Origin of the sequence: Mycobacterium sp. SMC-13 (assembly GCF_045311035.1) — a bacterium.
Classification (GTDB): Bacteria; Actinomycetota; Actinomycetes; order Mycobacteriales; family Mycobacteriaceae; genus Mycobacterium.
The window spans coordinates 245,395-264,763 of record NZ_JBJIAI010000002.1; the positions used below are offsets into that span (position 1 = coordinate 245,395).

A 19,369-nucleotide genomic window follows, 5' to 3' on the forward strand; every position below is an offset into this window, starting at 1 on the left:
TCAATGTGCCCCGGCAATCAGGGCTCTGATCGCCTCATGCGATTCCAGCACCACCCGCGATCTGTCCGGGGCACTGTTGGCTTCTGCGCGGCCCACGTTACCGCCCGCCACCCAGACCGGCCCATCGGCAAGGTGTGCGAGACCTTCTGCGGCGACGTCAGCGGGCTCGTTGACCAGGATGCCGGGCGCATCGAAATTGAGGCCGATTCGCTCCATCGCCGGCGTCCGCGTGACACCGAGCACCAATTCCAATACATCCACATTGTGTTCGCGCAGTTCCAGCCAGAGGCTCTCGGCGAACATCCGGGAAAAAGCCTTGGCGCCAGCATAAATCGTGTGCCTCCACGCGCCCATGTAGCCTGCAAGCGATCCGACGAGCATGATGCCTCCGCGGCCACGAGCCGCCATCGGACGGCCGTAGTACTGGACCAATTCGAGCATCCGCGTGACATTGAGGTCGGTGACCTTTTGAAACTCGCGGAGGTCGGTCTCCAAGAACAGCTCGTTGCACGTGCTCGCGCCTGCGTTATAGATCAACAATCCCACTTCGAGGTCAGCGGTGCCCTCGCAAATCCGGGCAACCGATTGTGGATCGAGGAGGTCAGCGGACTCCACGCGAACCTCGACGCCGATTTCGCGGCAGCGTGCCGCGGTCTCCTCGAGCGGCCCCGGTTTGCGCGCGATCAGTACCAGGTTCAAACCCGCCCGCGCGAGCTGCACGGCGAATTCGGCTCCCACGCCCTCTGATCCACCGGCAATAACTGCCCACGGCCCGTACTTGGCAACATCGATCATCGTGAATCCTTTTGTCGGAGTTATCTTTGCGTGGCGCCCGCGTCAACGGGCAACGTGATCGCGGTGACGTAGCGAGCCTCGTCGGAGGCCAGGAACAGCGCCGCATTTGCGACGTCGATCGCTTCAACCCACGGGATGGACAGGAGGTTCATCCGTCGCGCGGCTTCGGCGAACTCGTCCCGCGTGGGAGGTCGGTCCAGGTCCGGACGGAAAGCAGTCCGGACGACGTCGTTCTGGATGAGCGGGGTATCGACGTTGGTGGGCAGAATGCAATTCACGCGGACGGCGTGCGGCGCCAGGTCGTGCGCGAAGCTGCGCATCAGTCCGATCACCCCGTGCTTGGCGGCGGTGTAGTGGCCTACCCCGACAAGGCCGCGCACGCCGGCGATTGAGCTCGTCAGCACCATGGCGCCGCCACCGCGTGCGATGAGGTGTTCGGCGCTGGCCCTGCAGGTGTGCCACACTCCGGTCAGATTGACGTCGAGCATGGTGCGCCAGGCGTCTTCACCGAGATCGACGGTCATCGCACGGGACGTGATTCCGGCCGTCGCGCAGACAATGTCGAGTCCACCGAACACATCGGCGCCCCGGTCGGTCGCGGCCTGCATCCCCTTGAGGTCGCGGACGTCGACGATCTCGGTGTGGATCCGGCCGCCGGCCTGTGCGACCAGCCTGGCCGTCTCCTCGAGGTCGGCCGGAGTGCTGTAGGGAACCGAGACGGTCTCGACAGGCCCGCACAGGTCGAGCCCGATGATGTCGGCTCCCTCCTGGGCGAACCGCACCGCTTGTGCGCGGCCGATTCCGCGCGCAGCACCCGTGATGACTGCGACTTTGCCTGCGAGCCGCAGCGCACTCATGCGCTTCTCCCCGTCACACTGCGTGCCCACCGGTCTCGGCGTCGTTTGAATCAGGCTTCGATCTCCTGCTCACACCTGCAACGGTAGGTACCGCTTCCAAGCCGATTCTTCGGCGATTCCCGGTGATCGGAAACCAATGCAGGGATCCCGCTCATCGGAGAGACCGGTTGGGTGCGTGCCTTTGTCGTCCCAGACTTTCAGCACATGAACGATGTCGAAGCCGGCACCGAAATCGTCAGCGCAGGCCGAGGTGTATTGCTAGCGGTGACCGATGTCGTTGAAGAGAGTCCCGACGCTCGGTCATTGGTGTTCACGGTCCCTGAACAGCTGCGCGACCGCTTCACCTACCGTCCAGGGCAGTTTCTGACGCTGCGCATCCCGAGCGATCAGACCGGCTCGGTGGCCCGGTGCTACTCGTTGGCGAGTTCCCCGCACACCGATTCCGAACTGAAGGTCACGATCAAGCGGACTGTGGGCGGATACGGGTCGAACTGGTTGTGCGACAACGTTTCTGCTGGCGGAACCATCGAAGTGCTACCGCCGGCCGGAGTCTTCACACCGTCCTCGCTCGACACCGACTTTCTGTTGTGGGCCGCCGGAAGCGGTATCACCCCTGTCATGTCGATCCTCAAATCAGCGATGGCATCCGGTTCCGGACGAGTGGTGCTGTGCTACGCCAACCGTGACGAGCGTTCGGTGATCTTCGCGGCTGAGCTCCGCGAACTGGCTGCGCGTTACGCCGGTCGCTTGACGGTATTGCACTGGTTGGAATCGGTGCAGGGGTTGCCGACTCGCGCGCAGCTGACCGGATTTGCGCGCACCGTCTTTTCCGGGTCCGCGACCTTCGAATCGTTCATCTGCGGTCCTGCCGCGTTCATGTCGGTCGTCAAGGAGGCCCTGAGCGAAGCCGGGGTGCCACGTGAGCGCATCCATCTCGAGGTGTTCCAGTCCCTCTCGAGCGACCCGTTTGCCAATGAGATGAGTTCCGCAGCAGATCATTCCGATGGCGGGGACGCTGCAACGGTACGGATCGACCTTGACGGCGCGAGCCACCAATTGCGATGGCCGCGGCGCGCAACACTGGTCGACACGATGATCGCGGCAGACCTCGACGTGCCCTACTCGTGCCGGGAAGGCCAGTGCGGATCGTGCGCGGCGACCGTGCTCGGTGGCCAAGTCGACATGGCAGCCTCCGAAGTACTGCAAGCAGAGGACCTCGCCGACGGTCTGATCTTGGCCTGCCAGGCCACACCAGTATCAGACGAACTGCACATCAAGTTTTAGAAAAACCGCTGCTCCACAACATTTTCCGCTCACCGGGAACGGTTCTCACCAACCGAAAGTCCACCGACGGACCATCAGTGGCAGCCTTTGAAACGATAGGACGACAAGATGACCGACCGGGTAATCGACCGGGTGCGCGAGATCGCCGACCAACTGCGCGCCCAGGGCCCCGAGGCAGAACGGGCCGGGCAGCTCACCGACGAGACGGTCAAATTGATGAAGTTGGCCGGCAACATTCGACTGCTGCAGCCGAAGGCCCACGGCGGACTGCAAGTCCACCCGCGTGAATTCGCCGAGACCGTGATGGCCACCGCCGCACTGGATCCGTCCGCGGGCTGGATCAACGGCGTCGTCGGCGTCCATCCGTATCAGCTCGCTTACGCAGACCCACGAGTCGCGTCCGAAATCTGGGCCGACGATGTCGACACCTGGGTCGCCTCCCCTTACGCGCCACAGGGCGTCGCCCGACCCGTCGACGGTGGCTACATCTTCAACGGCCGCTGGCAGTTCAGCTCGGGCACCGACCATTGCGAGTGGATCTTCCTGGGCGCGATGGTGGGTGACGCCGAGGGCAAGCCACTGATGCCGCCGCAGATGCTGCACATGATCCTGCCCCGCAGCGACTACGAGATCGTCCAGGACTCCTGGAACGTGGTGGGCCTGCGCGGCACCGGCTCCAAGGACGTCATCGTCAAGGACGCCTTCGTCCACACTTACCGCACCATGGACGCGATGAAGGTCATGGACGGCACCGCCCAACGCGAGGCCGGGATGACCGAGACGCTGTACCTGATGCCGTGGTCGACCATGTTCCCGCTCGGCATCTCGTCGGCCGTCATCGGCATCGCCGAAGGTGCCCTGGCCGCCGCACTCGATTACCAACGCGAGCGCGTGAACTCCAGCGGAGTCTCGATCAAAGATGACCCCTACGTCATGTATGCCTTTGGTGAGGCCGCCGCCGACATCAACGCCGCCCGGCAAGAGCTGCTGGCCAACGTCGACCGGATCTACGACATGGTCGCCGCCGGCACGGAAGTGTCGTTCGAGGACCGCGCGGCCGGCCGGCGCACCCAGGTGCGAGCCGTATGGCGCGCCGTCTCGGCGGTCGATGATGTATTCGCGCGATGCGGGGGCAACGCCGCGCGGATGGACAAGCCGCTGCAACGGTATTGGCGGGATGTGCACGTCGGCCAGGCGCACGCCATCCACGTACCGGGCACGGTCTACCACGCCTCGGCCCTGAGTTCCCTCGGCGTGGACCCGCAGGGGCCGCTGCGGGCGATGATCTGACAGGAGAACACCCGTGGGATTGATCAAGAGCCTCGGCTACGTCACCGTCGCCGCCTCAGACATCGAACGCTGGCGCCACTTCGCCTTCAACGTCCTCGGCTTCGCGACCGGTAGCGGACCCGACGAGTCCGCGCTGTATCTGCGGATGGACGAACGTGCCGCGCGCATCGTCGTCGTGCCCGGCGAATCCGACAAGATCATGACCATCGGTTGGGAGGTGCGCGACCACGCCGACCTCCAGCAGGTCAAGGGTGCGCTCGAGGCCGCCGGAGTGCCGTTCAATCAGCTAGGGTTCGCGGAAGCCGATGCCCGACGCGTCGAAGAGGTCATCGCTTTCGAGGATCCCGCCGGTACCGCACTCGAGGTGTTTCACGGCCCCGTCCTCGACCACTCCCCCGTCATCACGCCGCACGGAGCGAAGTTCGTCACCGGCAACCAGGGCCTGGGACACGTCGTGCTCCCCGCGCTCGACGTCGACAGCTTGTTCGAGTTCTACACCGAAGTTCTGGGATTCAAGTCCCGCGGCGCATTCCGTGTCCCGGTGCCACCGGAATTCGGACCAGTCCGGGTGCGGTTCATGGGCGTGAACCAGCGTCATCACAGCCTGGCGATCTGCCCCGCGCAGAACCTGCGCGATCCCGGCCTCATTCACCTCATGGTCGAAGTCGAAACCCTCGACGCCGTCGGCCAGGCCCTCGACCGGGTCAATGCCGAAGGCTTCCAGCTGTCGTCCACGCTAGGCCGCCACACCAACGACAAGATGGTGTCCTTCTACGTGCGCGCCCCCGGCGACTGGGATATCGAGTTCGGCACCGAGGGCATGAGAGTCGACGAAACCTGTTACACAGCAGAGGAAATCACTGCGGACAGCTACTGGGGTCACCAGTGGGTCACCGATCTACCGAAGGCGATGCAACCATGACACCAACTGAAAGCACCCGCCCGATCCCGGCCGGTGAGATCACCGGGTGGGCCGACGAGGCCGATGTCGTGATCGCCGGGTATGGCGTAGCCGGCGCGGCAGCCGCGGTCGAGGCGGCCCGCGCCGGGGCTGACGTACTGGTGCTGGAACGCACCGGGTCCTGGGGCGGTGCCGCCTCGATGGCGGGCGGTTTCATCTACCTGGGCGGCGGCACCGACATCCAAAAGGCCTGTGGCTTCGAGGATTCGGTCGACAACATGGCTGCGTTTCTGAATGCGGCCATGGGTCCAGGCGCAGACGCCACGCGCATCGCCGATTACTGCACGGGCAGCGTCGCGCACTTCGATTGGCTCGTGGGCTGCGGGGTGCCGTTCAAGGCCGAGTTCTTCGGCGAGCCCGGCTGGGAGCCGATGGGCGATCAGGGGCTCATGTACAGCGGCGGCGAGAACTCCTATCCGTTCAACACCATCGCCACACCGGCGCCGCGCGGGCATGTGCCGCGGATGCAGAACAAGAAGCAGGGCGAATCCAGCGCGGGCTTCATGCTGATGAAAGGCCTCGTCGACACCGCGACCGGGGCCGGTGCCCGTTCGCTGTACGACGTCCGGGTGCAGTCGCTGATCACCGAGTCCGACGGCCGCGTGGTCGGCATCCGGACCCGGCGTTACGGCACGACGATGGACATCCGGGCGCGCCGTGGAGTGGTCCTGGCCACCGGCAGTTTCGCCTACAACGACGCCATGGTCGCCCAGTACGCGCCCCGCATCGCCGGACGGCCGGCTGCCTCGATCGAGCAGCACGACGGACAGGCCATCCGGATGGCGCAGGCTGTCGGCGCTGACCTGGCCCACATGGACGCCACCGAGGTCGCCCTGTTCATCGACCCCCAGCAGTTGGTGCGGGCATTCTGGTGAACGAACGGGGTCAGCGTTATGTCGCCGAGGACACCTATCCCGGCCGGGCCGGCCAGCTGACGCTGTACCACCAGAACAACACCGCTTATCTGATCATCGACGGCGACGCCCAAGAGGAGGCGATGGCTTCGGTGACGCCACAGCTGATGATGCGGCCGCCCACATGGGTCGCCGACACCGTCGCCGATCTGGAGGCCGAGATCGGGCTACCGCCGAACTCCTTGCAGGCCACCGTCGATGCCTATAACGAGGGGGCGGCCCGCGGCGAAGATCCGCTCTTGCACAAGAAGGCGCAGTGGCTCAAGCCGATCAAGTCCCCGGTGGGCGCCATCGACCTTCGCGACAGCACCGGCGGATTCACGCTCGGGGGCCTGCACACCACGCTCGACGCCGAGGTGCTCCATGTCAGCGGCGAACCCATTCCGGGCCTGTTCGCGGCCGGACGCTGCACCGCGGGCCTCGCCGCATGGGGCTATGCCAGCGGGGTGTCTCTCGGCGACGGCAGCTTCTACGGTCGCCGCGCCGGGAGGTCCGCAGCCCGCGGGTAGCAGCTTCCGAACTACATCTGCACGAGGTCGAACGGATAGGTCAATGTGCCCGCGGGCGCTCCGTCGCAGCCGGTGGCGAACGATGATGACAGTGTGCCGGACATGGTGGTCACATCCCACGAATAGGTATCCCGGGTCGGTATCACCGGGCCGTAATAGACATCGCCGCAACGCAATCCATCCGGCACATCAACGGTGAGCGTCAGCCGTCCGTCGTGAAGATGCGCGTCGCCCTGGTAGGGAAAGGCCCTCGCCACCGGTTGTGGGATCGCCTGGACGTGAACGCAGTCGCTCTGACAACTCGACAGCGCCCATAGCCAGGTGTGAAAGTCATGCCGGCCGGAGATCCTGACTTCGAAGTTCCCGTGGGGGATATCCGCGTGCGCCAGCGGCATCACCGTCCATGCGGCGGCGACCAACGCCATGGCCGACATCGTTGATTTCATACCTGCCCTTGCCAACGCGGCTGCCGGACCAGACGCCACCGGCAGTGCCGGCGGACGTGGTTGTGATCCCTTTACCAGCAAGAAGTTACGGGGCACCGGTCCCGGGATGGGACGAATATCCGCTGAGCGGGCATCCTTCGAACTCAAACCACAGTGTGTGACAGCGCGCACACCGTATGGTAAAAATAGTCATAGTCCTTTTTTGACTATCGACCTCTGGGAGCGCCTCATGACAACGACCGTCGTGAACCGCGGTGAAACGCCGATCGCCGCCATTGACCGGATGTCCCTGGTGCTGGATGCCTTCGACGGCAAGACACCGCTGACGATGGTGCAGATCGTGCACCGCACCGGTCTTCCGCGTTCATCTGTGCACCGCATGCTCGAGCGACTCGTGCACCTGCGCTGGCTCCGGCGGGAAGGTTTCGACTACGAACTCGGGACCCGCTTGGTCGAGCTGGGGTCGTTGGCCCTGCATCAGGGCCGCATTCACCAGGCCGCGCTGCCCCTCCTGCGCAGTCTGCAGCGGGCCACGGGCTTGGCAGTACATCTGGCTGTCCTCGACGGCTCCGATGTCATCTGTCTCGAGCGAATCGGCGATCACCTGACTGATCTCGTCCACACCTCGGTCGGCAATCGCGTACCGGCGCACTGTACTGCGCTGGGAAAGGCCATGCTTGCCGAAAGCGACTGCACAGAAGTCGATTTCAGCAGGCGCCAAACTCGTTTCTCCATTACCGGCGCCCAGCAATTGGCGGTCGAACTGGCGAAGACTCGCGAACGTGGCGTGGCGTTCGACCGCGAGGAATCACTACTGGGGATCGGCTGCGTGGCGGCAGCCATCGGACTGCCCGGTCAGCCGCTCGCGGCGGTATCCGTGTGCGGGCCGATCGACCGAATCACGCTGGATCAGCGGCTGGCCGCGCCGGTGCGGATCACCGCGTCCCGCATCTGGCGCAACATGGAATTCGGCCCGCACCAAGGTGGTTCCCGGTCGCTGCAGGCAGTTCACCGCCGGTCGTCAGTGAGCCGCTGGGCGACTCCGTAGCGTTGGTCGGGGTCGAGGACGCAATGGGTGCGCCCGAACACGGTCACCATGCACTTGTTGTTGTGGGTGCAACGGCTGCGTGAATCCGGCTCCGTCATCATGGTGTTCACCCGGTCGGGTTCACGAAGCAGCGCCCGCCCCATGGCGAAGAAATCGAACCCTTCCCGCATGCCGGTCTCGATGTGTTCACGGTTGGTAATGCCGCCCAACAGAACGAGTTTGGTGTTCTTCATCAGCGGGACGAATTGCCGAGCGGCGTCGAGCATGTACAAGTCCCGGTAGGGGTACATGCCCATCGCTTGCTTGCCGAACAGTCGGATGGCGGGGCGCAGCGCGGCGGGCATCACTTTCGAAAACTCTCTGGCCGGCACATCGCCACGGAACAGATACATCGGTTTGTAGACCGAGGAACCTTGGGTCAGCTCGATGGCGTCAAGCGTGGCGTCGGCATCGAGGAGTTGTGCCGTGCGCAGTGCTTCGTCGATCCAGATGCTGCCGGGTAAACCGTCATCCATGTCCAGCTTGGCGATCACCGCGATCTGGCCGCCGACAACTGTCCGGACGTGTTGAGCGATCTCACGAACCAGTCGAGACCGGTTGTCGATCGACCCACCGTACCGATCTGTGCGGCGGTTGATGAGCGGACTCAGGAATGAGCTGGGCAGGTACAGGTGGCCGAAATGAAGCTCGACCGCGTCGAAACCGGCATCCACCGCGATACGGGCGGCTGCCCCGAACTGCCGGATGACGGTCTGAATTTCCGCGACGCTGATCGCGCGGCAGTACGCGAAAGATGTGGGGTTGATGAACCTGCTCGGCGCCACCGCGGTAACACCGGTGAGCTTCTTGGGCGCCACCACCCCGGCGTGCCCCAGTTGGGCCGAAATTGCCGCTCCACCAGCATGTACGACATCGGTCAACCGGCGCAGACCTCGCAATGTAGCTGCACTCATGACGATCTGTCCCGGCGCGCTCGCGGCTTCGGGAGAGACGCAACAGTACGCGACGGTCGTCATCCCGACGCCGCCCTCGGCGAAGGCACGATGAAAGGCGATCAAATCATCGGTGACCGCACCGTCGGGCGAGCGCCCCTCCGAGGTCGCCGCTTTGATGATTCGATTCCGCAGCACCACCGGTCCGAGCTGCGCAGGTTCAAAGGGGTTGTCGCCCATGGGATCACCATTGCCGCCCATCACCGAGGAGCAAAGATCCGTTCCCGGTAACCGGGAAGAGGCGGACCGCGCAACGCCCTCTGCGCCTAGCCTCTACCCATGGACGAAGTGTTCGTCATCGACCGCGTGGTCACCGCACCCGGGTGTGCCCAGAAATTCATCGACGCCTATCTCGCCGGATACGCCCCCGGCGCCATCGAGCGCGGTATGACCATGTGGGACATTCTGGTCAGTCCACCGATCTGGTTCGACGACCGAACCAACGTCGTCACCATCACCTGGTCCCTGCCCAGCCCGCAGGCGTGGTGGCAGATGACATGGCAGGGTCGCGGCGATCCGACACTGGCACAGTGGTGGGACAGCGTGGCCGGCCTCATTGTCGAACGCAACCGCAGCGTGGCCGCGTCTCCCGAAAACGTGGCCCCCGCAGGTGATGTCGTTGCGCGGCAACCACAACCGGCAGCAGAGGGTGCCACCGTCGGCGTGACGCGCCTGATCGACGTCGACGAATCCGATCGGGTACGAATCCTGGAGAACTTGCGCGCGGCAGCCCACGACAGCGGCGCACTCGCGTATGTGGTGGAACCGACGCTGTCGGGCTCACGCAATGGTGGCGACATCCTGGTCCATCTACGCTTCGCAGACCAGGCTTCCTGGCGGCAAAGCACTTTCGACAACATTCTGGCCGATCCGGCGATCATGCACGTCAACGGCGCGACTTATCGCGGAACCCCGACACGCAGCGGTAGCGGCACCGTGTACCGCGCACTACTGCTGCGTGTCGACCCCGGCGTCGACGCCGACACCATTGCCGACTTCGAACGCGAATTGGCTTCGATGCCAAGATATGTTTCGACCATCGCGGCGTGGCAGCTCAGTCGTGTCGACACCGCTATCGGTACCAGCCCGTGGACGCACGTGTTCGAGCAGGAATTCACCGACGTCGACGGGCTGATGGGGCCGTACCTGATGCACCCTATCCATTGGGCGGTCGTCGACCGCTGGTTCGACCCGGAAACCACCGACGTGATCATCCGAGATCGTCTGTGCCACAGCTTCTGTGAGCTGACCACGCCGGTGCTGCGCTGACGGGGCCGCTAAACCCCGGCGGGCAGGATGTTCGGATTGGCCGATGCCGGCGGTTGCAGCGGCGGCAGAACCGCGCCGCCGTCCAGCGAGTGCACCGGCAATTGTTGGGACCATGGGTAGTGCAAGCTGAACGCCACCAGACCCGTCCGCTCCGCGGCGGGCGCGTGGCACATGGCCAGCACCGTCTCTGCCAGATATTCGACCGGCTCGGTGGGAAACGATTCGGGAATGAGCGCGGCGGCGCCAGGGGTACGCACCGCAGTGGACGGACCCACACAGTTGACGGCGATGTTCGCATCGACCAACTCGGCTGCCACCCCTTGGGTGAACCGGTGCAGAGCCGCCTTGCACGATGCGTAGATGACATCGCCGGCGGTCTTGTTGTAGTCCCGATACGGCCGCGCCGGGGCCACCCCGGTAACCGAGCCGATGTTGACGATCCAGCCCGCACCCTGGCTTCTCATGTGCGGCACAACGGCTTTCGTCAGGGCGAACGGGATGCGCAGGTAGTGGTCGATTGTCCGGTCGAAGGTTGCCATCGGCATGTCCTCGACCACGGCATAGTCGGCGAAACCGGCGTTGTTGACCAAGATGTCGATGCGCCCGGTCCGTTCCAGGACCGCCTCGACAAGGCCGCCACGCGCGTCGGGGTCTTCGAGATCCGCCGGCACGCCGAAGGCCGAACCGCCGGCGTCTTCGACGAGCCGCACGGTTTCCTGGATGCTGCCCGGGATCATCTCACTCACGCCGGCGCGCACCGACGCTGACGGACCATGCCCGCGCGCGGTGACCGCGACCGTGGCCCCTTCGGCCGCCAGCCGCTGTGCGATTGCCCGTCCGATCCCCCGGCTACTGCCCGTCACGAGTGCGGTCTTACCGGCCAAGAGCCTTGTCATTGCAGGATGAAGTCTTCCTCGATGGGTGCCCGGTGCTGACGCCACAAGTCGACCAGTCGATATGGTGTGGCCACCACGACGCGCCCTGAACCGGACCGGTAGTAGGTGTGGGCGTTGGGCGTATGGCACCACACGGTGCCGCGCATCGTCTCGTCGATGCCCTCGACGTACTCGTCGTACGCATTGCGCGTGACCTCCATGGTCGGCACGCCGCGCAGCGCCATCAGCTGCAGACACTCGATGATGTAGTGCGCCAGCACCTCCATCGAGAAGTTGGCGCCCGCGCCGTGGCCTGGGCTGTAATTCGGTGCTGACGTGATGAACAGGTTGGGGAAGCCCGGGACCGTGCCACCTCGGTAGGCACGCGGACTGTCGCCCCACTCAGCGGACAACGCCCGGCCGTCGCGACCGCGGATGTCGATCGTCGACAGGAAGTCCAGGTGGTAGCCGGTGGCGTAGATGATGACGTCGAGGTCGATCTGTCGGCCGTCGTGCGTGACAATCCCATCGGCGTTCACCGCGGCCGGCTCGCTGGCTTCGACGTCGACGTGATCACGGGTCAACGCGGCATAGTAGCCGCCGGGGTCGCGGATGATCCGCTTGCCGTACGGGGCGAAATCGGGCGTGACTTTGCGGGCCAATTCTGTTCCGGCGCCGAACATCTGGTTGATGTAGTCCGTGCACATCTGCAACAGCACGTCGTTGGCGGGCGAGATCGACAAATGGTTCTTGGACCACTCCGGGTCCTGCAGGATGACCGGGTAGTTGTTGTCGGCGGTGGCCCAGTACGACTTGACCCGGTTCCACATGGCGTAGAACGGCAGCACCCGCCCCAGGTAGCGGCGATGTTCCGGGACGTCGTCGGACAACCGCTTGCGGGGAGCGACCCAATGAGGCTGCCGCTGGAACACGGTGAGGTGTTCGACCTGGTCGACGCAGGCATCGACAATCTGCACCGCGGTGCAGCCGGCACCGATGATCGCCACCTTCTTGCCCGTCAGGTCCAGCGCGGGATCCCACTGCGCCGAGTGAATGCTGATGCCGCCGAAGCTCTCCCGGCCCTCGAGATCGGGAAAGCGGGGACGATTCAGGTAGCCGGCCGCGGTTACGACGAAACTGGCATGGTCAACCGTCGTGCTTCCGTCGGCGCCGCGCGAATGAATCTGCCACTGCTGACGACTTTCATCCCACCGCAACGCCTCCACCTCGGTGCCGAACCGGATGTGCTTGCGCAGCTCGTGCTTGTCCGCGAGCGCGACGAGATAAGCCTGGTACTCGGCGCCCTGCGGGTAATAGCTGGACCATTCCGGGTTCACTTCACGCGACAGCGAGTAGTAGGCCGACGGGGTGTCAACGCCGATGCCCGGGTACGTGGTGGTCAGCCACGTACCCCCGACTTCGCTGTTGCGGTCGAAAATCTGAAACTGGACGCCCTCCTCGGCAGCCGCCAGTGCTACCGCGATGCCGGCCAACCCGGCCCCGATGATGGCCATGGAAGTGGTCTGGGGAATCGGCACCGTGCGCGGCAGCGTAGGTTGCGACGGGCGGAAACCACCCTGCTCGATCAGCAGGTCGACGAATTCGTCATCTACCGGACCGCCCACCGCCAGCGGCAGCACCCGGGTGAACAGGTCGCGGTCTGCGCCGGCCGCGTCCTCGGGCCGGAAGTCGACGAGCGCAGTGCTGATCTCGCCGACCAGCGCGTGCATGGTTTCGGGATCGGTGGTCCCCGCCCGCTCAGGCGGGTCCTGCACGTGATCGATCTTGGGGGCGTACCGATCGACGACCGATGCATCGCCGGTCATCTGTGCGAGCACAGCGACGAGGACACCGGGATCTGCCTGCATCAGGTGTGCACGCAGGGCGTCAGGGTCAGCAGCGCTGGCTACAGGTGAGGACGATTCGGTCGCGGCGGTCATGCAATCGAGTATCGAAGGGACCGCCCTTTCGCCGCCGCTGCTTTGACCTCTGAGCGGGATACGATCCTGCGAGCAACTCGGTGCGCTACATACGTTTCACCGCATGGATTCTGATGACCTGGACACCGTTATCGCCCGGGCCCGCAGCCACAGCCTCGCCGACATTCCACGCCGGGCGGCGCGCAGACAGCCGAACAAGACAGCGATCGTCGACGGCGAGGTGTCGCTGAGTTTCGCCGAGTTCGACCACCTGGTCGACCGTGCCGCTGCGGCGTTGCGCGACAACGGTCTTCGGGTCGGAGACCGGCTTGCGTTGTTGTCACGGAACTGCTGGCAGTACGCGGTACTGACATTCGCCTCGGCCCGTGCCGGCGTGGTTCTGGTCCCGATCAATTTCATGCTCACCGCCGAAGAGATCACCTACATCCTGGCGCACAGCAATGCTGCCGGGCTCATCGTCGAAGCGGACCTGGCGCCGGTGGCGGCGGACGCGCTGCGCCGCGGCACCGCAGTGCACGTCACCGCAGCGCTGGCTCCGGCCGGGCAGCAGTGTCCCTCTGGATGGCCAGATTTCGCCGATTGGCTCGCCGCCACGAGCACTGCCCCGGACCATCTTCTCGGCGACGAACAGCTCGTCCGGGTGATGTACACGAGTGGCACCGAGTCGCGGCCGAAGGGGGTGATGCACAGCAGCCGCAGCTTGATGTGGCAGTACATCAGCACCATCGTCGCCGGCTCGATGTCTGGCGACGACGTCGTCATCCATTCCCTGCCGCTGTACCACTGCGCACAGCTCGACAACTTCCTGGCCACCGCAATCTATCTCGGCGCGACAAGCATCATCCTGCCCCGCCCCGAACCCGAACTGGTCCTGCGCACCATCGAGCGCCACCACGCCACCAGTTACTTCGCGCCGCCCACTGTGTGGATCAGCCTGCTGCGCAGCTCCGTCTTCGACCAGGTCGACCTGTCCAGCCTGTGCAAGGGGTACTACGGCGCCTCACCGATGCCCACCGAAATCCTGCACGAGTTGCGTCGCCGGTTGCCGGGTCTGCGCTTGTGGAACTTCTACGGCCAGACCGAGATGGCGCCCCTGGCCTCGGCGCTCGGACCGGAGGAACAGGACGCTCACGCCGGATCGGCAGGCCGACCGGTGGTCAATGTCGAAACCACCATCCTCGACGAGACGAACACTCCCGTACCACCGGGAACCGTCGGCGAGATCGCCCACCGCAGTGCACATTTGATGCTGGGCTACCTCGACGACGCGGACAAGACCGCGGAGGCGTTCGCCGGTGGTTGGTTCCATTCCGGTGATCTCGGCTTCTACGACGAGCACGGCCTCTTGCACGTGGTGGACCGCAAGAAGGACATGATCAAGACCGGCGGGGAGAATGTCGCCAGCCGCGAAGTGGAAGAAATCCTGTACCTGCACAACGGTATCGAGGAAGCCGCCGTCTTCGGGTTGACGCACCCGCTGTGGGTCGAAGCTGTCGTCGCCACCGTGGTCCCCCGCGCCGGGATGACGCTGACCGAAGACGAAGTCCTCACCCACTGCCGTGGTCATCTCGCAGGCTTCAAAACTCCCAAACGGGTTTTCTTCGTCGATTCCCTCCCGAAGAACCCCAGCGGCAAATTGCTCAAACGCCGACTGCGTGAAGAATTCAGCCCCGAATTCGCGCAAAACTGAAGGAACACAACATATGTACAAAGGCCGCATCGCGCGATTCGATGAGCCCGGCAAGCCATTTCAGATCGAGACCGTCACGCTGCCAGAGGTCGGACCGGGTGAAATCCTGGTCCGCGTGACCCGCGCCAACATCTGCGGGTCGGACGTACACGCCTGGCACGGCACGTTCGCAACCCGAGGTCTCGGTGGGCAACTGCCAACGGTGCTCGGGCACGAAATGGTTGGGGCTGTCGAGGCGCTGGGTGACGGTGTTTCGACCGACTCGAACGGCAAGCCGTTGCAGACCGGCACCCGAGTGGTGTTCCCCTACTTCTACAGCTGCCACAGCTGCCGCAATTGCCTTGCCGGGCGACGAAACGGCTGCCTGAAGCTGAAGATGGCCATGCTGGGCCGGGCCGACGAGCCACCATATTTCGTCGGCGGCTACGGCGATTACTACCTGCTGCCGGCCGGCGCCGTCGTCTACACGGTTCCGGACAGCGTCGCTGACGACATCGCGGCAGGCGCCAATTGTGCTCTGTCCCAGGTGATGTACGGGTTCGAACGCGTCGACCTGCAACTCGGTGAACACGTTGTCGTGCAAGGGGCCGGAGCTCTGGGCCTCTATGCGATCGCGGTCGCCAAAGCGCGCGGCGCCGCGAACGTGATCGCGATCGACGGCATCGCCGAACGGCTGGAGTTGGCGGCCGCCTTCGGTGCCGACACCGTGCTGGATCTGAACCAGGTCGCGACGCCCAGGGACCGAGCCAAAGCCGTTCGTGCGCTGACCGACGGACACGGTGCCGACGTCGTCGTCGAAGTCGTCGGGCACCCCTCGGCGATCGAAGAGGGCCTGCAGATGCTGGGACAGTTCGGCCGCTACGTCGAGATCGGCAACATCAACGCCGGCCAGACGTTCGCCTTCGACCCCTCGCGATTCGTCTTCAGCAACAAGACCATGGTCGGCGTTTCGCTGTACGACCCGGCAGTGCTGTCTCGCGCCCTGACCTTCCTGGACCGTCACCAACATGAACTGCCCTTCGACCGGCTCGCCGCAACGACGTACTCGCTCGACGACATCAATGACGCCTTCGCCGCGGCGGACGGCAAGCGCGACATCCGTGCCAGCATCACCCCGTAGTTCGCAAAGGACGAATATGCACACTCACCAACGTTCCGAGCTTTTCATCGACGGCCGCTGGGTGGCCCCGTCGGGCAGCGGTGTCATCGACGTCGTCGACCCGGCCACCGAAGTGGTGATCGGCCATGTCCCGGCCGGCGACGAAGCCGATGTCGACGCGGCGGTCGCCGCAGCACGCCGCGCCTTCGATCCGGCGATCACCGTCCCAGAGCGGCGGCAGCGGCTGCGCCGGGTGATCGATGCGATGGAGAAGCGCCTGCCGGACATCGCCAACCTCATCACCGCCGAGATGGGCGCCCCGGTACGAATCGCGCAGACGGTGCAAACGCAGGTACCGCTCGCCGTCGCCAACGGCTTTGCCGACGTCTTGGACACGTTCGATTTCGAAGAGCGCGTGGGCAATTCGCTGGTGCTGCGCGAGCCCTACGGGGTTGTCGGCGCCATCACCCCGTGGAACTATCCGCTGTACCAGGTGGTCGCCAAGGTGCTTCCGGCCATCGCCGCGGGCTGCACCGTCGTGCTCAAACCGAGCAACGAGGCACCGCTGTCGGTGTTCGCGTTCATCGAAGCCTGCGAGGAAGCGGGACTGCCGCCCGGGGTGGTCAACATCGTTTCCGGCCCTGGACGGGTGATCGGTGAGCGCCTCGCCAGTCACCCAGACGTCGACTTCGTGTCCTTCACCGGGTCCACCGGGGTGGGATCCCGTGTCGGCGAGCTGGCGGGCCAGTCAGTCAAGAAGGTGGCCCTCGAGCTCGGCGGAAAATCGGCAAACGTCATCCTCGATGGCGCCGACCTGGCCACCGCGGTCAAAGTCGGCGTCGGCAACGCGTTCCTCAACGGCGGCCAGACCTGCATGGCGTGGACGAGAATGCTTGTGCCGCAGAGGCGCTACCGTGAGGCACTAGAACTGATCGAATCGGCGGTGGGCCGCTACACCGTCGGCGATCCCTGGGACCCGGCCACCCGGATCGGCCCGTCCGCCTCACAATCCCAGTTCGACACGGTGCGCGGATTCATCGACCGCGCGCAGCGTGATGGCGCGCGTCTGCTCACCGGGGGCTCCGAGCGGATCCGTGACATCGGGTTCTTCCTGGCACCAACGGTATTCGCCGATGTCGACCCGGAATCTGAACTCGGACAGGAAGAAGTGTTCGGACCCGTACTTGCCGTCATCCCCTATACCGACGACGACGATGCCCTGCGCATCGCCAACGGCACACCCTACGGCCTGTCGGGGGCGGTGTGGGCCGCCGACGACGACACCGCGATCGCGTTCGCACGTCAGATTCAGACCGGACAGCTGGACATCAACGGCGGTCCTTACAACCCCACCGCGCCGTTCGGCGGCTACAAGAAATCGGGAATCGGCCGGGAGCTCGGGCGATTCGGCTTCGAGGAGTATCTGCAGACGAAGTCCCTTCAACTCAGGGCACGGCCGTGAAGGCACCCGTCGATGTCAGCACCAGCGGCTCGATCCAGCTCTGGACGATCGATCTCCCAGAGGCAGGCAACGCCATATCTTCCCCGGATGTGATCGCGGCGATCGAGGCCAACATCGATGCAGCCAACCGCGACAACGCAGTTCGGGCGATCATCCTCACGGGTCGCGGGAAGATCTTTTCGGCCGGCGGCAATGTCAAGGAGATGGCCGACCGCCGCGGCATGTTCGGCCTCGCCCCCATCGACCAGCGTCGTGCGTACATCGATGGCATCCAACGCATCCCACGTGCGATGAGCCGGCTCGAAGTCCCCATCATCGCCGCGGTCAACGGCGCCGCGATCGGCGCCGGCTGCGATCTGGCGATGATGTGTGACATCCGCATCGCCTCGGAGCGCGCGTCATTCGCGGAGAGCTTCGTGCAGCTCGGCTTGATTCCCGGCGACGGCGGATCCTGGTTTCTGCCGCGGGCCATCGGATACTCCCGCGCCGCCGAGCTCACCTTCACCGGTGACCGCATCGATGCCGCAACGGCGCTCGACTGGGGTTTGGTGAGCCGCGTTGTGGCCCATGAGGATCTGCTTGCGGAAGCGCACACCCTGGCCGAGCGCATCGCCGCCAATCCCCCGCACGCGCTGCGGATGGCCAAACGACTGCTTCAGGAATCCATCACCGGCACACTGGAATCGACCCTCAGCATGGCCGCAGCCATGCAACCGCTGGCCCACCATGACACAGCGCACCACGAGCGCATCGCGAAGTGGAAGACCTCATGACGCCGACCCTGAGACGTCTGGTGCCGCCGGCGAGCAGCTCGAACCCAGCTGCTGACGCGTTGCGCGGCCAGGTCCGGACGTTCCTCGCCGAACAACTGGCTGTGGGCGCCTTCACGCCGTCGGTCGACGCCTGGTTGTGCGGCTGGGACGAGACCTTCACCCGTTCGCTGGCACGACAAGGCTGGTTGGGTATGACGGTCCCCGAACACTATGGCGGGCACGGCCGTTCGTTTCACGACCGCTTCGTCGTCACCGAGGAACTACTGGCCGCCGGGGCGCCGGTGGCCGCCCATTGGATCGCCGACCGCCAGATCGTGCCGTCGCTTCTCAAGTACGGCACCGAAGAACAGAAGCACGAGTACCTGCCCCGCATCGTCCGCGGTGAGTGCTTCTTCGGCATCGGAATGAGCGAGCCCGACTCAGGATCGGATCTCGCGAGCGTGCGCACGCGAGCAGTCCGTGCCGACGGGGGCTGGGCGATCACCGGGACCAAGGTATGGACCTCGGGGGCGCACCGGGCCCACGCGTTCATCGTCTTGGCCCGCACCGCACCGGCGGACTCGGCACATCGGCACGCGGGGCTCAGCCAGTTCATCGTCGACTTCGCCACCGAGGGCGTAGACGTTCGGCCCATCATCTCCATGAACGGTGGGCACCACTTCAATGAGGTGATTCTCGATGAGGTGTTCGTGCCCGACTCCCGGGTCTTCGGAGAAATCGGGCAGGGTTGGAGCCAGGTGACCTCCGAGTTGAGCTTCGAGAGAAGTGGCCCGGAACGGTTCCTCTCGACGTTTCCACTCCTGGGCTTTGCACTCGAACAGGCTGCTCCACAAGATGTTTCGTGCGACGTCGAGATGGGCCGATTGGTGGCACGTATCGCCGGGCTGCATCACACATCGATGGCTGTGGCAGATGCCCTGCAACGCGGCGAGGCCGCCGATGTCTCCGCAGCCGTGGTCAAGGTCCTCGGCACCACCGTCGAGGGCGATATCGCCGACTACGCCGATCTGCGCACCGGTGATGAGAGCAGGGTCGACTCGTCGTGGGCCGATCTGGTGTTCCACGCGGTCGACCAGCGCCCCGGATTCACCCTGCGCGGCGGAACCAACGAGGTACTGCGCGGCGTCATCGCGCGGGGATTGGGGTTGCGATGAACGCAATCGGA

At 64.9% G+C, this 19,369-nt stretch carries 16 protein-coding genes and 1 pseudogene; 11 read left to right on the plus strand and 6 right to left on the minus strand.

The features are described 5' to 3' along the window. Both ACJH6I_RS04405 and ACJH6I_RS04410 read right to left on the minus strand, forming a co-directional pair. Complete coding sequence (locus ACJH6I_RS04405) at window positions 1-795, minus strand: SDR family NAD(P)-dependent oxidoreductase (protein ID WP_318984227.1); 795 nt, start codon at window positions 793-795, stop codon at window positions 1-3. A gap of 20 nt (window positions 796-815) precedes the next feature. Then, a complete protein-coding gene (locus ACJH6I_RS04410) occupies window positions 816-1,652 on the minus strand; it encodes a mycofactocin-coupled SDR family oxidoreductase (protein ID WP_318984226.1) in 837 nt (278 codons plus the stop codon). 204 nt (window positions 1,653-1,856) lie between these two features. Between ACJH6I_RS04410 and ACJH6I_RS04415 the strand changes: the two genes are divergently transcribed. The 4 genes and pseudogenes from ACJH6I_RS04415 (at window position 1,857) to ACJH6I_RS04430 (ending at window position 6,610) form a co-directional block, all read left to right on the plus strand. After that, window positions 1,857-2,936 (plus strand): ferredoxin--NADP reductase, encoded by a 1,080-nt coding sequence (locus ACJH6I_RS04415; RefSeq protein ID WP_318984225.1) that lies wholly within the window; start codon window positions 1,857-1,859, stop codon window positions 2,934-2,936. Window positions 2,937-3,044: 108 nt separating this feature from the next. Further along, window positions 3,045-4,226 (plus strand): acyl-CoA dehydrogenase family protein, encoded by a 1,182-nt coding sequence (locus tag ACJH6I_RS04420; RefSeq protein WP_318984224.1) that lies wholly within the window; start codon window positions 3,045-3,047, stop codon window positions 4,224-4,226. A gap of 13 nt (window positions 4,227-4,239) precedes the next feature. Further along, on the plus strand, window positions 4,240-5,148 hold the full coding sequence (bphC, locus tag ACJH6I_RS04425; protein WP_318984223.1) for a biphenyl-2,3-diol 1,2-dioxygenase: 909 nt from the start codon (window positions 4,240-4,242) through the stop codon (window positions 5,146-5,148). Beyond that, window positions 5,145-6,610: pseudogene (locus ACJH6I_RS04430) on the plus strand (FAD-dependent oxidoreductase). Before bphC ends, ACJH6I_RS04430 begins: the two are co-directional and overlap by 4 nt. Window positions 6,611-6,621: 11 nt before the next feature. Here ACJH6I_RS04430 and ACJH6I_RS04435 read toward each other — a convergent pair. Further along, window positions 6,622-7,035, minus strand: a complete 414-nt coding sequence (locus ACJH6I_RS04435; protein ID WP_318984222.1) for a hypothetical protein — start codon at window positions 7,033-7,035, stop codon at window positions 6,622-6,624. 250 nt (window positions 7,036-7,285) lie between these two features. Here ACJH6I_RS04435 and ACJH6I_RS04440 point away from each other — a divergent pair, with 250 nt between their 5' ends. Continuing rightward, window positions 7,286-8,104: an IclR family transcriptional regulator gene (locus tag ACJH6I_RS04440; protein WP_318984308.1), complete on the plus strand. Its 819-nt coding sequence runs from the start codon at window positions 7,286-7,288 to the stop codon at window positions 8,102-8,104. Here ACJH6I_RS04440 and ACJH6I_RS04445 read toward each other — a convergent pair. Further along, window positions 8,065-9,276 carry an NADH:flavin oxidoreductase gene (locus ACJH6I_RS04445; RefSeq protein WP_318984221.1) on the minus strand — a complete coding sequence of 404 codons (1,212 nt, stop codon included), beginning with the start codon at window positions 9,274-9,276 and terminating at the stop codon, window positions 8,065-8,067. The genes ACJH6I_RS04440 and ACJH6I_RS04445 overlap by 40 nt on opposite strands. A gap of 483 nt (window positions 9,277-9,759) precedes the next feature. Here ACJH6I_RS04445 and ACJH6I_RS04450 point away from each other — a divergent pair, with 483 nt between their 5' ends. Beyond that, entirely contained in the window at window positions 9,760-10,365 is a 606-nt protein-coding gene (locus ACJH6I_RS04450; protein ID WP_346416875.1) for a Dabb family protein, read from the plus strand. Between the two features lie 8 nt (window positions 10,366-10,373). On the opposite strand, the gene ACJH6I_RS04455 is transcribed toward ACJH6I_RS04450, so the two are convergent. Together ACJH6I_RS04455 and ACJH6I_RS04460 are read right to left on the minus strand one after the other, a co-directional pair. After that, window positions 10,374-11,261: an SDR family NAD(P)-dependent oxidoreductase gene (locus tag ACJH6I_RS04455; protein ID WP_212806435.1), complete on the minus strand. Its 888-nt coding sequence runs from the start codon at window positions 11,259-11,261 to the stop codon at window positions 10,374-10,376. Then, entirely contained in the window at window positions 11,258-13,180 is a 1,923-nt protein-coding gene (locus tag ACJH6I_RS04460) for an NAD(P)/FAD-dependent oxidoreductase (protein ID WP_212806436.1), read from the minus strand. The genes ACJH6I_RS04455 and ACJH6I_RS04460 overlap by 4 nt, the downstream gene beginning before the upstream one ends. A gap of 103 nt (window positions 13,181-13,283) precedes the next feature. On the opposite strand from ACJH6I_RS04460, the gene ACJH6I_RS04465 reads away from it, so the two are divergent. Genes ACJH6I_RS04465 through ACJH6I_RS04485 form a run of 5 tightly spaced genes read left to right on the plus strand, consistent with a single transcriptional unit; the run spans window position 13,284 to window position 19,358 of the window. Next, complete coding sequence (locus ACJH6I_RS04465; protein WP_212806437.1) at window positions 13,284-14,870, plus strand: acyl-CoA synthetase; 1,587 nt, start codon at window positions 13,284-13,286, stop codon at window positions 14,868-14,870. A gap of 13 nt (window positions 14,871-14,883) precedes the next feature. Further along, on the plus strand, window positions 14,884-15,990 hold the full coding sequence (locus ACJH6I_RS04470; RefSeq protein WP_212806438.1) for a zinc-binding dehydrogenase: 1,107 nt from the start codon (window positions 14,884-14,886) through the stop codon (window positions 15,988-15,990). Between the two features lie 16 nt (window positions 15,991-16,006). Beyond that, window positions 16,007-17,431: an aldehyde dehydrogenase family protein gene (locus ACJH6I_RS04475; RefSeq protein WP_212806439.1), complete on the plus strand. Its 1,425-nt coding sequence runs from the start codon at window positions 16,007-16,009 to the stop codon at window positions 17,429-17,431. Further along, on the plus strand, window positions 17,428-18,204 hold the full coding sequence (locus tag ACJH6I_RS04480) for a crotonase/enoyl-CoA hydratase family protein (protein WP_212806440.1): 777 nt from the start codon (window positions 17,428-17,430) through the stop codon (window positions 18,202-18,204). The genes ACJH6I_RS04475 and ACJH6I_RS04480 overlap by 4 nt, the downstream gene beginning before the upstream one ends. Beyond that, window positions 18,201-19,358, plus strand: coding sequence for an acyl-CoA dehydrogenase family protein (locus ACJH6I_RS04485; RefSeq protein ID WP_212806441.1), 1,158 nt, complete (start codon window positions 18,201-18,203; stop codon window positions 19,356-19,358). Before ACJH6I_RS04480 ends, ACJH6I_RS04485 begins: the two co-directional genes overlap by 4 nt. Window positions 19,359-19,369 lie beyond the last annotated feature (11 nt).